This is a genomic window from Amycolatopsis sp. CA-128772, assembly GCF_002904295.1.
GTDB lineage: Bacteria > Actinomycetota > Actinomycetes > Mycobacteriales > Pseudonocardiaceae > Amycolatopsis.
Genome location: NZ_PPHG01000072.1, coordinates 196143 through 211792 on the forward strand (window position 1 = coordinate 196143; position 15650 = coordinate 211792).

Consider the following 15650-nt stretch of genomic DNA (forward strand, 5'->3'; position numbering starts at 1 on the left):
TGCGGTCGTCCCGGCGGCCGGCTCCGGGCGAGCGAAGATCAGCCGATCGTGGACCGCGCCCGTACGAAGTCCTCCGCCATCCGAGCTACCCGGGGCTGCTGCTGATCTTCGCCGGCGGGGGGCTCGTCGTGGGCAACCGGGCCGGCGTGGCGGGGGCGGTCGCGGTGCTGGCGATCGCCCCCGCCGCGTGCGCATCGAGGAGCGGGCCCTCGTGGGCGTGCTCGGCGACCGCTGTCGGCGGTTCGCGGCGGCCCGGGCCCGGTTGATCCCCTTCGTGTGGTGAGGCGCCGTGTGACCGGTATCAACCCGGCTCACGGGATCGCTCGGCCCGCGTGCCGCGTTGATCCCGGTGATGGCTCCCGTACCGCAAACCCGCCTCTGGACCCCCAAGCACGTCGTCGTCACCCGTTCGGCTGCCGAACGGCCGCACGCCGCCGAGATCGTCGCGCGGTGCGAGGACGCCGGTGTCACCGACATCGAATTCCTGCGCTCCGACCGCATCACCGGCCTGCGTGGCGAGGACGAGCGCGCCACCTACGTCCGGGCGAAGTCGACGCTCGCGGTGGTGGTCAGCCCGCCGTCGAAGCGGAAGCTGCAGCCGATCCCGCCCAGCGCCGACTGGCGGCTGGACCTCGCCGAAGGGTGCCCCGCGCACTGCCAGTACTGCTACCTGGCCGGCTCGCTGTCCGGGCCGCCCGTCACCCGCGTGTACGCCGACCTCGACGACATCCTCGCCGGCATGGACGGCTACGTCGGCCGCGGCGGTGTCACCTCCGGCTCGGCCGAGCGCGGGCACGAGGGGACCACGTTCGAGGCGTCGTGCTACACCGATCCGCTGGGCATCGAGCACGTCACCGGCAGCCTCACGGCCGCGATCGCGCACGCCGGCACGCACGACTTCGGCGGGCCGGTGCAGCTGCGCGCGACCACCAAGTTCGGCGCCGTCGCGCCGCTGCTCGGCCTGCCGCACGGCGGCCGGACGCGGATCCGCGCGTCGGTCAACGCCGCGGGTGTGGCCGGCCGGTTCGAGGGCGGTACCGATCCGGTGGCCGCCCGGCTGGCCGGGCTCGGCCGGCTGGCGCGGGCGGGCTACCCGGTCGGCCTGACGATCGCGCCGATCATGCCCGTGCCCGGCTGGCCGGAGGAGTACGGCGCGCTGCTCGACGCGGCGGCCGCGGAGCTCGCGGCCGTGCCGGGGCTGGACCTGACCGTCGAGTGCATCACGCACCGGTTCACCCCGGGCAGCCGTGAGGTGCTGACCGGGTGGTACCCGCGGACGAAGCTGGAGATGGACCCCGAGCGGCGCTCGCGCAAGTTCGGCAAGTACGGCTCGGTCAAGTACGTCTACCAGCGTGACGACATGCGCGAGCTGCGCACGTGGTTCGGCCAGGCATTGGCGCAGCGGCTGCCCGCCGCCCGCGCGCTGTACTGGACGTGAGCCTCAGTCCAGCAGGTCGAAGGCGCGGAGCAGGAAGAACGCCGCCATCCCCACGATGATGATCCCGATGATGACGAGCGCGAAAACGGGCCCCTTCTTCGACGGCATCGGCTGCGGGTGGGACAGGCCGGAGGTCTGCCCGGCGTCGGGTGGGGTGTCGCCGGGCGAGACCGAACCGCCGGGTTCCAGGCCCGGCACCTCCTCGGGCTCCGGTCCGGGCGCGGTCATGAGGTCGCCGCCGGGGTGTCGACGGCGGGGTGGGCAGGCATCGTCGTGACCTCTTCTCCGGGTGGGGCCGGCCAGCGGCCGTGGATGCGTTCGTTCGCCGGGGCCGGCCGTCGCACGGTGCCCGGTGTCGGCCGCCACCGCGCGCGGGTCAGCACGGCCAGTCCGGCCAGGGGTCCGACCAGCCGGTCGTAGAGCCGGGGCAGCAGCCGGAACCCGGTGATGACGAGGGGGTTGCCGGGGCCGACCGGGACGGAGACGTGCCGGCGCGGCCGGTCGGCCAGCCGGGTGATCGCCGCGGCCACCCGTTCGGGTGCCAGGACGGGCCACGGCGGGCGCGTGGCGTGACCGGTGTAGTTGGCCGCTTGGTAGTAGATGGGGGTGTTGATGCTGCCGGGGCTGACGATGCAGACCGACACCCCGGGCTCGTCCCGGGTCTCCTGCTGCAGCGTGCGCAGCACCGCGCGTTGCCCCCATTTCGAAGCGGCGTAGGCGCCCATCCGGGGCACGGCGATCGAGCCCAGCAGCGAGTTGACGCCGATGAACGTGCCGGCGTGCTGGGCGCGCATGACCGGCAGGACCGCGCGGGCCAGGTGGACGGTGCCGTGCACGGCGGTGTCGACGACGCTGGTGAACACCTCCGCCGGCATCTCTTCGACGCTCCCGTAGCCCATCACAGCCGCGGTGTGCACGACGACGTCGAGCCGTCCGTGCCGGTCGAGGGTCCGGGCGACGAGCCGTCCGGCCGCGGCGGGGTCACCGATGTCCTCGGCCAGGACATCGACGGCGCCGGCGCCCGAGCGCCGGCACGCTGTTTCGGCGGCGGCGAGGGCTTCGGGGCTGCGCGAGACCAGGACGAGCTTGTCGGCGCGGGCCGCGAACGCGACCGCGGCGGCCAGGCCGATCCCGCTGCTGGCCCCGACGACCAGCACGACTCGCCCGGTCACGGGAGGGGCGCCTGAGGCATCGTGTACGTCCTTCACGTCGGAGGGGCATCGACTGGTCGGCTACCCGGTCGAAACGATGCCAAACCGATGCAACCCGTCGGTGTTGCGCACGGGCGCGCCACCGGTCACTCCGGCGGGTGATCGACAATGGCGGTGTGGACGAGACGCAGCCTTCACCCGTGCTGACCGGCGAGCACGCCGAGTGCGGCGGCGAGGGTGAGCACAACAGCGAGGGCGGTGACGAGGCGGTGGGTGCGGTAGCCGTAGCGGCCGAGCCCGGACACGTCACCACCCACGCCGGCCACCACGCCGCCGAACGCGTCCCACCCGCCACCGCGAACCCCAGCACCCCGTGCAGCCCGGTCGAGCTCATCGACCGCGGCCTCCCCCTCGGCACCACCGGCATCCGTGCCCGCGGCGACCTCAACGGCCGGACCTTCACCGTCATGCTCTGGGCACTCCAAGCCCTCCTCTGGGGCCTGGCCACCCTCGCCATCGCCGCCTACACCGGCCTCGTCCGCAAACCCTTCTGACCACCAAGGCGTTCCGGACCGGCCTCAGCGCGTGGCGAGCACCCGGCGCACCTCGTCCGCCCCCAAAACCACGGAAGAGCGCAGCGAGCCGACCTCGGCGATCTCGATCTCGACCACGTCTCCCGGCCGCAGGCCGAGGTCGAGGCCCGGCACCACGGACGTGCCCGTCGAGAGGACGGCGCCGTCGGGGAAGTCGTTGTCCCGCCACAGGTACTCGACCAGCTCAGCCGGTTCGCGGTTCAGCTGGGCCGTGCTCGCGTCGCCGGCGAACACCTCGGTACCGTCGCGCAGGATGCGCATGCGGAGCTCCAGCGATCGGGGGTCCGGCACCTCCCACGCCGGCCGCACCCGCGCCGACACCGCGCACGAGCCGGTGTAGATCTTGGCCTGCGGAAGGTACAGCGGGTTCTCGCCTTCGATGCTGCGGGAGCTGACGTCGTCGACCACCAGGTACCCGGCGATCTCGCCGGTGCCGGTCAGCAGCAGGCCGAGTTCCGGCTCCGGCACGTTGTTGGCGGAGTCGGCGCGGACGGCGATCGGCTCGTCGTCGGTGACCACGCGCCAGGCGGCGGACTTGAAGAACAGTTCCGGCCGCTGCGCGCGGTACACCCGCGCGTAGACGTCCTCGTCGGCGCTCTCCTCGCGGCGCGCCTCTTCGGAGCGCAGGTACGTCACCCCGGCGGCCCACACTTCCATGCGCCCGTCCAGTGGCGGCAGCAGGCGCACCCCGGCCGTGGACCCGGGTTCCCCGGCGGCCTCGGCCAGCGCGCGGATCTCCGCCACGGGCCGGCGCAGCAGCTCGCCCATCGACGCCACCGCGAGCGGCCGCAGCTGCTCGCCGGCGAGCAGGCCGACTCGGATGCCGCCGGTTCTGTCGGCGAACCGCACCAGGTGGCTCATCCGCACCTCCCTCGTCCGGCACGAACCTACGGAGTGCGGAGCACGCCGGTCAACGATCGGCGCTGGGGCCGAGCGCCGCCACGACGCCTGCGGTCACCGGCTGCCCGGCGTAGACGTGCCGCACCGCGTCGAGGTCGATCGGCCGTTCGTAGTAGTCCTGCGCCCAGTCCCGGAACGCCTCGGGCGTGCCGTCGGTCAGCAGGGCGAACAGCCAGTCGGCCCCGTCGTCGCCGTTGTCGGGGAAAGCGATTTCCCCGTGCTGCCAGCCGGTGTCGCGGTGTTCGCGCCACAGGCACACCGTGACGTGCGGCGTGCCGAATTCGTCGCGGAACGCCGGTTCCCCCGCGCACGCCCGGAACACGTCGGGCACGGCGTCGAGCACGCCGGGCCACGGCTCCTCGTCGTCGGTGGCGTAGGGGCTCATCGGCGACTCGTGGTCGAACCCGCGCACGAAGGCCCCGGCGGCGGTGAAGACGATGGAGTACTCGTTGCCCGCGCCGTCCCGCATGGACGCCAGTTCCTCGCCGGGCGCCCAGGCGTGGTCGTAGAGGTGGCGCCGGTCCTCGCTGCCGGGGTCCAGCACGGCGTCCAACGTGGCCAGCGCGCGGCACAGGAGGCGCAGTTCCGGGATCGCGGGCAGGCGCCGGGCGAGGTCGTACACGGTCACCCCGGCATCCAAGCAGAGGGCGGGCCGGCCAGGGCGCCGAGGCCGTCTCGGGGGAGACGGCCTCGGCGCTGGAGCTCAGCCGCGAGCCCCGGCCGGCTGGGTGGTGACCGGCGGCATCAGCTTCGGGTACACCTTCTGGAACTTCTCGATCATCGTGGCGGACGGGATGATCCGGTTCGGGTTGGCCTGGCTCGTCGCCTGCTTCTCACCCCACGCGCCGGCGGCCTTGCGCTGGTCGGGGGTGCCGTGGCTGTGGTAGCAGTCGCCGATCGAGGCGTCCAGGTAGGTGACCTCCTGCTGGGTGCGGGCGTTCCACCCGAAACCCTTGGCGTGCGCGACGAAGTAGCCGCCGTAGGCGTCGGGACCCATTTCGGAGGATTCGTTGCGCGGGTGGTTGTCGTGGGCGAAGTCGACCTGGTGGCCGTACTCGTGGCCGACCACGGACTCGACCGAGACGTCGTCGAAGCCGAGGACGTCGACGGTGTCGAGCAGGCCGTCACCGAGGGCCACGCGCTTGCCGCCGAGGCTGCCGGCGGGGGCGGCGAACGCGTTCAGGGTGAGCAGCGGGTTGCGGCCACCCTGCATGGCCGGCACCTCGTAGAGCACCTTGGTGGCGAGCGCGGCGGCGGCCTTCACCTTCGCCGGCGCGAGACCGAGGCCGAAGGTCTGCGCCATCTTCGCCTGGCTGCCCAGGTCGGTGCCCTTCCAGGCGACGAGCTGGATGTTCCAGCTCTCGATGTCCCAGAAGCCGCGCAGTTTGTCGATCGAGGCGGTGGCACGCGCGGTGTACTGGCCGTCGGTGCCGAAGACCTGCGGGGTCTTGTCGGACGCGACGCCCTGGACGTAGAGCTGGCTGAGCCCCGACAGCGCGTCGAGCGCCTTGCCCTCGAGCGGGCTCAGCGACGCGGCGAGCTTGTTCGCGTAGGTCAGCAGCGAACCCTCGGTGCAGCCCGGGATCGGGCCGTCCGCGGCCTGGCTCTGCTTCTGCGGGCCGATCCGCGGGATGGGCGATTCGACGAGCCGGTCGACGCCGCGCAGCGCGTCCGCGGGCAGGCCGTTGTAGAGGTCGATGACGTCCTGGTAGAGCTGGTCGACGTCCTGCTCGACGGTGGCGGGCGCGGCCGCGGCCGCGGGAACGGCCGTGGCGAGCGCGAGCGCCGCCGCGGTGCCCGCGGCCGCGAGTGTGCTGCCGAGAAATCCGGTCCGGTTCGGCAAGGTGGGTCCCCTCTTCTGTTCCGGTTCAAGATCACGAAGCACCGCCACAGTAGGGCGGTGCTTGACGGCGAAACCGGCGCCGGCAAGGGAACCCCGGAATGGCTCACGTCTTTCGGAGGGTTTTCGCGGTGCGGACCTCGGCCGAAAGTACTAGAGGCGAGACGGTCGATCGTCCGGTGTAACTCCCGATCGGCCGGCCGCTCGTGGTCCCCAGTCCGGCCTCAGGAACCCGGCGTGGGCGCCGAGATGGCCAGCAGTTCGTCGATGAGCACGGCCAGTGCCCCCGGCTGGTGTTCGGCCAGCACCCCGATGGCCTTGGCCCACGGCTGCCGGGCGAGGATCGCGACGATCGGGCCCGCGCAGTGGTCGGGACCGAGGTGCTTGGCCACGGCCACCCACGCGGCGCATTGCTTGTCGGGGTCGGGCATCGAGCGGATGAGCCGGGCGGCTTGGCCGAGGTCTCCCTCGGCGATCAGCGCGTCCAGCCGCGAGGGCGCAGGCCGCGGCTGGCGGGTTTGCGGGAGTTCGTCGATGGGGGTCGTCAACGCAGCCTCGCGCTTGGGGTGATCGGCCCTGAACTCGCTCAACGCGATCAGCTCCGCCCGTCGCCTGACCGGGCTCACGATGGACTCGGCGAGCCGTTTCGCGCGCGCGAAATCGCCGAGCACGGCGACCGTTTCGAACAACCCGGACTGGACCAGGATGGTGTCGTCGACTCTCCCGAGCAGTGCCGCGGCCTCCCTGCTCAGACGCTCGGCCTGCCGCGGACGTCCGACGGCGCCCACCAGCTCGATGAGCCGGGCCCAGGTGCGGAGTCGTTCGGGAAGGGAGCCGATGGTGTCGACCAGGATGGCGATCCGGTCGACCAGCTCGCCGGCGCGGTCACGATCGCCGGCACGGCCCGTCGCCCACGCGATGCCGATCAGCAGCCGGCATCGCTTTTCGGCTTCCCGGACGTGGGCCAGCTGCAGCGCCCGATCCACGTTCCCCTGGGCCGCCAGCGCCTTCGTCAGGACGGAGAGCGCCTCGGTGTGTTCGTGGGACCTGGGAATCGACCGGGTCAGTGCTTCCGCCCAGGCGAGATCGCCGATCGGCACCACGGCTCGCACCAGGGAGAGCAGCGCCTGCTTCTGCTTGAGGTCGTCCGCGATCGACCGGGCATGTTCTTCGGCGGTGGTCCCGAGGGCGCGCGCCCAGGCCGGGTCCTTCTGCGCCACCAGGTTCATCAGCACGACCAGCGCCCGGACCCGCTCGTAGTGGCTGGTGATCAGCTCGGTGAGCGCGAGCAGCCGGTCGCGGTTGCCGGTGCTCGCCGCGGCCCTGATCAGGGTGGCCAGCGCCTGGCCCTTGCCGACGGGATTGCTCATCCTCCTGGCGAGGGCCTCGGCCTCGGCTGCCGCGGCCCGTGCCCGTTCCGGGTCGCCGTCGGCGAGGGCTTTCTTCGCCAGCAGAACCAGCTCTTCGCAGTTGCCGACCTCCCCGAGCGGCATCCCGTCGTACGTGGGGCGCGGCTCGTCCGGCTCGTGGGCCGGCGGCTGGTCGGGTGGCGCGTTGTGCGTCAGCTCGGTCAGCCTGCGCACCTGATCCTCGTGACCGGCCACGGTCAGTGCCTTGGCCAATGCGTCCAGGGCTGCGCGTTCGTCGTCGTGCTTGGACAGCCGCCTGGCCAGCGAGGTGGCCTCCATGGCGAGCACGCACGCCCGTTCGCCGTCGCCGTGGTCCGCGGTCGCCGCGGCGACCGCGGTGAGCGCGCGCACCAGCCAGGACCGGTTGGTGATCGACCGGGCACAGGCCACGGCCCGATCGGTGTCCCCGGCGGCGGCGAGCGCCCCCGCCACCGCGGCCAGCGCCTGGCTTCGCGCGACCGGATTGGTGATGAGCCCGGTCAGGGCGCGCGCCCGGTCGTACGCCCCCGCCTCGGCCAGTGCCGCGATCACGGACACGAGCGACTCGTGCTTTTCGACCGCGTTGCCGATGGAATGCGCCACGAGTTCGGCCCGGTCGAGTTCCCGGGTGTCGAGGAGCGCTCCGACCAGTGCCACCTGCGCCCGGCGCCGCCAGGACGGGCTGGTGATGGACTGCGCGAGGGCTTCCGCCCGGTTGACGTGGCCGAGCGCCGCCCACACCGCGGGCAGCTCACGCGGGATGTAGGAGTTGCGCTTGCGGAGGTGGTCGCGGTGCACGGCCAGCCGGAGCATGGCCGAGACCGCGTCGGTTCCCGCGAGCCCTCCGTCCGCGATGGCCTCCTGGGTGCCGACGATCTCGGCGATGGCCGTCACGTCGCCACCGGAGATGTCCAGTATCCGGTTGTGGCGAGCCAGATCGGTGCCGCAGGCGATCATCCTCGGGAGGTCGCCGGTCGCCTTGAGCATGTTGAAGTAGCCGCTCAGCAGGTATTCCGGCGAGGACGTCGGCCACCCCGTCTCGCGGTACCGCGCGTACATCCGGTGCAACCGGTCGCGGTAGCCCGCGATGCGGGTGTCGCCGAACATGGCGATCGCGGCCGTCTGCAGTTCCTCGTGGCCCAGTACGTAGATCACGGAGTCGGGCTGCCAGTGTGCGTCCCTGAGGGTGAAGCTGCGGCCGGTGACGGTGCGCAGGTGGTCGTCGACCTCCCACTGCGACCGGCCCGTCAGCTCGGCCAGCTCCCGGGGGCCCAGCCCGCCACCCGCCGCGGCGAGCAGCCCCAGCAGGTCCTGTTGCAGCTCGGTGCCGGTGAGCAGTTCCTTCAGCTCGCGTTCCATCTCCGTGCGGATGGCCGTCGCCTTCTCGGAGATGGTCAGCGTGCGGGTGATACCGGCGTCACGCAACGGGTGCTGATCCGGCACGTCCGGGGGAATAGGCGGTCGCGGCCTGCTGGAGACGATCACGCGCAGCCCGGGCGGTAACTCGGCGGGCAGCAGCGCGGCGATGCTGTGGGCGTCCGCACCGGTGGTGACCCCGCGGTCCTCGTCGAGCCCGTCGACGACCAGGACCAGCCGTTCCCCGCGGGCCGCGCAGGCGTGGGCGGCGTCGCCGAGCAGCCCGAGCAGGTGCGCCTCGCGGGTGTGCACGGTGAGCAACGCCGGCAGGGGATCGTCCAGCAGCGTGGCGAGCTGTTCGAGCACGTTCTCCACGAACGCCCCGCGGTCGTTCTGGCTGGCCATCCGGGCGGTGATGAAGAAGGACACCACCCGCACCCCGGCCGGGGGATTGAGGACGAACCACGACAGCAGGGCCGACTTGCCCGCCCAGGCCGGGGCGCGCCACAGGACGTAGCTGCCCGCGAACGCCGGATCGGTGGCGAAGGCGGCAAGCTCGGCCCGCTCGGCTTCGCGGCCGACCAGTTCCTTGGGTGCGATCTGCTTGACCTGCTCGCGGTACCGGGTCCGAACCGGCGCACCGGTCCGCAGGTTGATGTCCCCGATGTGCACGCCCGCCTGCACCACCGAGCCGCTGACCTCGCCGTCCACGGAGTTCGCCACTCCATCCGGCGGCACATCCGCATCGTCGGGCATCGAACCAGTATCCCGCCACCACGCCGCACGCCGGGGCATCCCCCGCGGTATACCCCGAACGGCGGACCCGGTGTGTGAGAAGTGTGCCCGGCGGCGGTGTCCGCGGGCCGGTGCGGCGGCTGCGGAAGTCAGGACAAGTGCGCGGACAGCAGCCAGGCGGGGGCCGACTTGCGGCCATGGCCCTCGTCGCGGACGTCGCGGCCAGCGAAGTCCGCGAAGTCCGGGAAGTTCCCGGCGACGTCGGCGTGGATGCGGGCCGGCCGGATCTCGTCGATCGTCCAGTACGCGCCCACCACCTCCCGCAGTTCCGCCGCCGAGACCGGGTTGACCCGGTCCGAGGGCACGGTCGCGCTGTCGAACACCAGCACGAAGTAGGACGCGCCCGGCGCCGCCGCGCGCACGATCGATTCCTGGTACCCCCGGCGCAGCTCCACCGGCATCGAGTGGAACAAGGTGCTGTCGACGACCGTGCCGAACCGGCCGTCGTAGCCGGTGAACGTGCTGATGTCGGCGACCGCGAAGGCGGCGTCGGTCAAGCCGCGCCGGGCGGCTTCCGCGCGCGCGAGCCCGATCGCGGTCGGCGACTGGTCCAGACCGACCGTCGGGAAGCCCCGCTCGGCGAGGTGGTGCGACGTCGCGCCCTCGCCGCAACCGGCGTCGAGGACCTCGCCGTGGAACGCACCCGCGTCGATGAGCGCGGCGATCTCGGGTTGCGGTTCGCCGAGGCTCCACGGCGGCCGGGCGCCCCGCCCCATCTCGGGAGCCTGACCGCGGTAGGCGGATTCGAACAGTGAAGGGTTCGTCATGCACCCCAGAGTGTCAACCAGGTTGATACATGTCAACATGGTTGACATGGACAGCCTCCGCGACGAGCCGCTCGGCTACCTGCTGCACCGGGTCACCGCGGCCCTGCGCGCCGAGGTGGCCGCCGCCGTGCTCGGGCCCGCCGACCTGGCGGCGCCCGCGTACCTCTGCCTGCGGATGCTGTCGCGGTCGCCGAAGTCCAACGCCGAGCTGGCCCGCGAGGCCCAGGTGTCGCCGCAGGCGATGAACAAGGTGGTGCGCGAGCTGCAGGATCGCGGCCTGGTGACGCGACCCGCCACGGCGGCGTCCGGGCGGTCGTTGCCTGCCACGTTGACGCGGGCGGGCGTCACCGTGCTCGCGCGTCTCGACCCCGAGGTGGCCGAGGCCGAGGACCGGGTCCTGGGCGGGCTCGGGGCCCGCGATCGGCGCGAGCTCCGGCGGCTGCTCGTCGCGGCGTTGCCCCGGTAGCCGGCTGACGAAGATGTGACGTGTCGTGATTCGGACGCGGCCGCCCTAGTGACGGATGACGGCGCCGGCGCGAGCCTGGTGCGATGCACTGGAGATCATCTGTTCTGGTCGTGGCCTGCGTCGGCACCCTCGCCGCGGGCACCGCCGGAGTCGCGAACGCGGCGCCCGGCCCGCAAGCGGCACCGTCACGCGCGGGTGCCGAACGCCATTCGGTCACCCTGCTCACCGGGGACGTCGTCCAGGTCGAACGGCAGCCCGGCGGCAAGCAGGCCGCCACCGTCCGGCCCGCACCGGGCCGGGAGCACATCCGGTTCCACCAGCAGGAGGTCGACGGCCACCTCAGCGTCTTCCCCGAGGACGTCACCCCGCGGCTGGGCTCGAAGCAGGTGGACCGGACCCTCTTCGACGTCACCGAGCTGATCGCCGAGGGCTACGCCGACGAGCAGTCGGCCACCCTGCCGCTGATCCTCACCTACCGCCAGGGAACGGACCTGCGGAAAACCACCACCGCGAACGCCGAGCTCGGCGTCACGCTGAGCAGCGTCAACGGCCGTTCGGCGCGGGCCGGCAAGGCGAACGCCACGGCGTTCTGGGCCTCGTCGGGAAACATCGAGCGGATCTCCCTGGACCGCAAGGTCCGCGCCTCCCTCGACCGCAGCGTCCCGCAGATCGGCGCGCCCGAGGCGTGGGCCGCGGGCTACGACGGCACCGGCACCACGGTCGCCGTGCTCGACACCGGCTACGACCCCACCCACCCCGACCTGGCCGGGCGTGTGCGCGAGGCGGTCAACTTCACGACCAGCCCCGACACGACCGACCACTTCGGCCACGGCACGCACGTCGCCTCGACCATCGCGGGTTCCGGCGCCGCCTCGGGCGGAAAGCTCAAGGGCGTCGCACCGGGCGCGAAACTGCTCGTCGGCAAGGTGCTCGACGACGACGGTTTCGGCTACGAGTCCTGGGTCCTCGCCGGGATGGAGTGGGCGGCGCACTCCGGCGCCAAGGCGGTCAACATGAGCCTCGGCGGCGGCCCGACCGACGGCACCGACGCGCTCAGCCTCGGCCTCGACGCGCTGAGCGAACAGACGGGCACGCTCTTCGTGGTGGCCGCCGGCAACGACGGTGACCAGGGTGCCTACACGATCGGCTCGCCGGGCACCGCCGAAGCCGCGCTGACCGTCGGCGCGGTCGGCCGGGACGAGAAACTGGCGTCGTTCTCCAGCCGCGGCCCGCGCCTGGGCGACAACGCCGTCAAGCCCGACATCACCGCGCCCGGCGTCGGCATCGTCGCCGCGCGCGCCGCGGGGACCGCCATGGGCGACGTCGTCGACGACCACTACACCGCCGCTTCCGGCACGTCGATGGCCACGCCGCACGTCGCCGGCGCGGTGGCGGTCCTCGCCCAGCAGCACCCCGGCTGGACGGGCCGGCAGCTCAAGGACGCGCTGGCCAGCACGTCCCTGACCGCCAACGGGCTTTCCGTGTTCGAGCAGGGCGGCGGCCGGGTCGACGTGGCGCGGGCGGTGAAGCAGCAGGTCTTCGCCACCGGCACGCTCGACCTCGGCGCGGTCGAGGACGGCAAGGCGCCGGTGTCCGAAGAGGTCACCTACACCAACGCCGGCACCACGCCGGTCTCGCTGAAGCTCGCGCTCGACGCCAAGTCCCTCGCCGGTGTCCCCGCCGGGGACGGGATCCGGCTCGGCAGGTCTACTGTGGACGTTCCGGCCGGCGGCCGGGCGACCGTCACGATCACCGGCGACCCGGCGAAACTGGCGGCGGGCACCTACAGCGGACGGCTCACCGCGACGGCCGGCGGGGTGGTCGTGCACACCGCGCTCGGCGCGGACAAGACCGCGCCGAAGCACAAGGTCACCCTCACCGCGCTGGACCTGCAGGGCAAGCCGGCCGTCGCGCCGTGGCTGCTGATGTACGGCGAGGACTACCGCTTCGACGTCAACACCTGGCTGGGTGGCGACAGCCGGACGGTCGAGCTCGGCGCGGGCGTGTACTACCTGACCGCCGAGGTCGACGGGGGCGGGGACGGCCTCACCGTCTCCCAGGTCGTCCTGCCGGAGCTGCGGATCACCGGCGACACGACCGTCGTGCTGGACGCCCGCAAGGCGGTGAAGGTGGAGATCCAGACCCCGCAACCGTCCGAACAGGCCGGGATCTGGAGCTACTACACCTACCGCGAACTCGGTCCGCGCCGGATCGCGAACTACGCCATGCAGTTCGACTACACCCGCGAACTCCGCGTCACCCCGACGCCGAAGGTCACGACCGGTGCCTTCGAGTTCGGCTCCCGCTGGTCGAGGATCGCACCGCCGTTGACGGTGAACGTCCTGGGCGGCCGTGATCCGCTGACGAACCGCTACTTCGCCGGGTCGCCCAAGCTGGACGGGTGGCGGCTGCTGCAGGCCGTCTCCGCGGGGCACGGCAAACCGGCGGACTTCAAGAACGCGCGGGGGAAGGCCGCGATCGTCGACCCGGACCCGGCGGACTACAACCGCGACGAGGTCTCCCGCGCCGCCGCGGACGCCGGGGCGGTGATCGTCTTCATCGTCGTGCCGGACGGCTGGGGCAGCGCCTCGGTCCCGTCGATCAGCGCGGCGCCGACCCTCGCGATCCCGACCGTCCAGCTCGACCGGGACGAGGGGCTGGCGCTGCTGGACAGGATCAAGCGCTTCCCGGCGCTCCTGAGCCTGCGCGGGGTCGCGGTCAGCCCGTACCTCTACGACGTGGTGCAGACCGAACGCGACCGGATCCCGGACCAGCCCGTCCACCGGGTCACCGCGGCGAACACCGCCACCGTCACCACCCACTACCGCCAGACCGGCAGCGGCGGTCAGGCGAAGGAACAGCGGTTCGCGTGGAAGCCGTGGCAGGACTTCGCCGTCAACGAGTACCAGCGGTACGTGACGACGCCGTCGACCCGCCAGGAGTACGTCAGCTCCGGGGACACCCTGTGGCAGCACCGGGTCAAGCACGGTCTGATCTGGGACGAGATGTCCCCGCTCCAGGGCGGCATGACCGCGGCGCCGCGCACCTACCAGGCCAAGGAGCACATCACCGAGGACTGGTTCGCGCCGGTGGTCCGGCCCGCCATCCCGCGGGGCGTGCCGGGCCTGGACTCGGCCCGCGAAGGCGACAAGCTGCGGATCCGGATCCCGGAGTTCGCCGACAGCCAGGACGGGCACTACGGCTTCAACGAAGGTGACGACCAGGCCGAGCCGGCCGTGACGTCGGCGAAGCTCTTCCGCGACGGCCAGCTCGTGTCGGAGCAGCCGTACGCGTTCGGCACGTTCCCCGCCGGCGCGGACCCGGCGACCTACCGGCTCGAGCTGTCGGTGCGGCGGGATTCGCCGGAGTGGCTGTTCGGCACCGGCACGCAGACGTCGTGGACGTTCCGCTCGGCCCGGTCGGCGTCCCCGGCGCTGCTTCCGTTGCTGCAGCTGGACTACGCGGTGGACGCCGACGCCGGAAACCGGCTCCCGGCCGGTCGCCGGGCGAAGATCGGCCTCACCGCGCGGTTCCAGGACGGGATGCCCGCGCCGGACGTGCGGTCGGTGAAGGCCTGGGCGTCCTACGACGACGGCCGGACCTGGCGCGCCGTCGACGTCAAGCGCGCCGGGAAGTCCTACGAGGCCACGATCGACCACCCGTCGCTCGGGGCCACGAACTCCTACGTCGCGTTGCGGGTGCAGGCCACCGACAGCGCGGGGGACACCGTCGACCAGACGGTGCTCCGGGCGTACGGGCTCAGTTCGAAATAGCGTCGTGTACGGGCTCCGGGTGCCTTCCGCCGGTTCGCGGCAGGAGGTGCCCGGGGCTCGGCTCGTCCAGCCAGCCGAGTTTGCTGGCCTGCCAGGCCAGCTGCATCCGGGTGCGGGCGTTGACCCGGCGCATCAGGTCCTGCAGGCGCCGCTGGACGGTCCGGTAGCTGACGTCGAGCTGGGTCGCGATCGACTTGTCGCTGACCCCGCCGATGAGCAGGGACAGCAGCCGCCGCTCGTCCGGATCGAGGTGGCTGGTGGGCGCGGTGTCGCCGATCCGCAGCGGCGACGCGCGTTCCCAGTAGACCTCGAACAACGCGACCAGCGCGGACAGCAGGCTGCTTTCCCGGACGAGCGCGGCGGTGGGCTCGCCGGTGCTGTCGTGGCTGACCAGCGGGCACAGCGCCACCGAGCGGTCGGAGATGGCCAGGCGCACCGGCAGCTTCGAGATCGAGCGGGCGATCTCACCGCCCTCGATCCCCTCCAGGACGTTGACGATCCGGCCGGGTTCTTCGAGCAGGCCGGTTTCGTAGATCACGCGGTACTGCACGCCACGGGCCTGCGCCAGCGCCTCCTCGACGTTCTCCGACGCCGCCATCGCGACGTTGCCCTCCAGGCAGAACCACAGGGACTCCTCGCGGGCGCCGCGCTGGATGGCGAGGGCCTGCCGCCGGATCGCGTCCACCCCGGTGATGACCTCGACGAGCTGCGCGGAGTCCCGCCGCCGCGCGCTGCCGCGGTACTCCTCGGCGAGCTGGGACACCGCGGCCCGGGCGGCCTCCAGCTTCTCCTGCCCGCGCACGAGCAGCGGCCCGAGGGAGACATCCGGCGGCGCGGACACGAAGTGCCCGTCGGCCCTGCTGACGAGCCCCTTCGCCAGCAGGACGTCCAGGATGGCGTCCACCTCCCCGCGGCTCACGCCGACCCGCCCCGCAATCTCCTCGGGCGCGCTCCGGTACTCCCCGACGACCACCCGGTAGACCCGTTCTTCGTCGGGAGTCATCCCCAGCGCTTCCAGCACACTGCCTCCTAGCCACGCGACCGCGGTTCCCATCGGCGTCGACGGCTCGCTGACAAGGTACAACGCGGCTTGGGAGGCGTTGTGGCGCAGGACGCCAGTCGGCCGCATCGCCCCGGCTGAGGCGCGATCGGCCGGGGCCCAGCGCGCTGCGGGACGGCGGGC

The 15650-nt window shown here is 72.6% G+C and carries 12 protein-coding genes; 4 read left to right on the forward strand and 8 right to left on the reverse strand.

What is annotated here, in order from left to right; genetic code table 11:
• The first annotated feature begins 352 nt into the window (after window positions 1-352).
• Window positions 353-1438: a spore photoproduct lyase family protein gene (locus tag C2L59_RS26810; RefSeq protein WP_199199264.1), complete on the forward strand. Its 1086-nt coding sequence runs from the start codon at window positions 353-355 to the stop codon at window positions 1436-1438.
• Window positions 1439-1441: 3 nt separating this feature from the next.
• Here C2L59_RS26810 and C2L59_RS26815 read toward each other — a convergent pair whose 3' ends face one another.
• Together C2L59_RS26815 and C2L59_RS26820 are read right to left on the reverse strand one after the other, a co-directional pair.
• The gene (locus tag C2L59_RS26815) at window positions 1442-1666 is read right to left on the reverse strand and encodes a DUF6480 family protein (protein WP_103352263.1); all 225 of its coding nucleotides are present in this window, start codon (window positions 1664-1666) and stop codon (window positions 1442-1444) included.
• Entirely contained in the window at window positions 1663-2610 is a 948-nt protein-coding gene (locus C2L59_RS26820) for an SDR family oxidoreductase (RefSeq protein ID WP_158263112.1), read from the reverse strand. Before C2L59_RS26820 ends, C2L59_RS26815 begins: the two co-directional genes overlap by 4 nt.
• A 155-nt stretch (window positions 2611-2765) precedes the next feature.
• Here C2L59_RS26820 and C2L59_RS26825 point away from each other — a divergent pair, with 155 nt between their 5' ends.
• Entirely contained in the window at window positions 2766-3143 is a 378-nt protein-coding gene (locus tag C2L59_RS26825) for a hypothetical protein (RefSeq protein WP_233223701.1), read from the forward strand.
• 24 nt (window positions 3144-3167) lie between these two features.
• Here the strand turns inward: C2L59_RS26825 and C2L59_RS26830 are convergent, their stop codons facing one another.
• The 5 genes from C2L59_RS26830 to C2L59_RS26850 all read right to left on the reverse strand — a co-directional run bounded on the left by C2L59_RS26830 (window position 3168) and on the right by C2L59_RS26850 (window position 10228).
• Complete coding sequence (locus C2L59_RS26830) at window positions 3168-4043, reverse strand: fumarylacetoacetate hydrolase family protein (protein ID WP_103352265.1); 876 nt, start codon at window positions 4041-4043, stop codon at window positions 3168-3170.
• A gap of 49 nt (window positions 4044-4092) precedes the next feature.
• Complete coding sequence (locus C2L59_RS26835; protein ID WP_103352266.1) at window positions 4093-4710, reverse strand: hypothetical protein; 618 nt, start codon at window positions 4708-4710, stop codon at window positions 4093-4095.
• A 75-nt stretch (window positions 4711-4785) separates the two neighbouring features.
• Window positions 4786-5925, reverse strand: a complete 1140-nt coding sequence (locus C2L59_RS26840) for a M48 family metalloprotease (protein WP_103352267.1) — start codon at window positions 5923-5925, stop codon at window positions 4786-4788.
• 221 nt (window positions 5926-6146) lie between these two features.
• On the reverse strand, window positions 6147-9422 hold the full coding sequence (locus C2L59_RS26845) for a lipopolysaccharide assembly protein LapB (protein ID WP_146060445.1): 3276 nt from the start codon (window positions 9420-9422) through the stop codon (window positions 6147-6149).
• A gap of 128 nt (window positions 9423-9550) precedes the next feature.
• Window positions 9551-10228, reverse strand: coding sequence for a class I SAM-dependent methyltransferase (locus C2L59_RS26850; RefSeq protein ID WP_103352269.1), 678 nt, complete (start codon window positions 10226-10228; stop codon window positions 9551-9553).
• 46 nt (window positions 10229-10274) lie between these two features.
• On the opposite strand from C2L59_RS26850, the gene C2L59_RS26855 reads away from it, so the two are divergent.
• Both C2L59_RS26855 and C2L59_RS26860 read left to right on the forward strand, forming a co-directional pair.
• Window positions 10275-10694, forward strand: coding sequence for a MarR family transcriptional regulator (locus tag C2L59_RS26855; RefSeq protein WP_103352270.1), 420 nt, complete (start codon window positions 10275-10277; stop codon window positions 10692-10694).
• A gap of 83 nt (window positions 10695-10777) precedes the next feature.
• Window positions 10778-14467 (forward strand): S8 family serine peptidase, encoded by a 3690-nt coding sequence (locus C2L59_RS26860; protein WP_103352271.1) that lies wholly within the window; start codon window positions 10778-10780, stop codon window positions 14465-14467.
• Here the strand turns inward: C2L59_RS26860 and C2L59_RS26865 are convergent.
• A complete protein-coding gene (locus C2L59_RS26865; protein WP_103352272.1) occupies window positions 14454-15488 on the reverse strand; it encodes a helix-turn-helix domain-containing protein in 1035 nt (344 codons plus the stop codon). The genes C2L59_RS26860 and C2L59_RS26865 overlap by 14 nt on opposite strands.
• Window positions 15489-15650 lie beyond the last annotated feature (162 nt).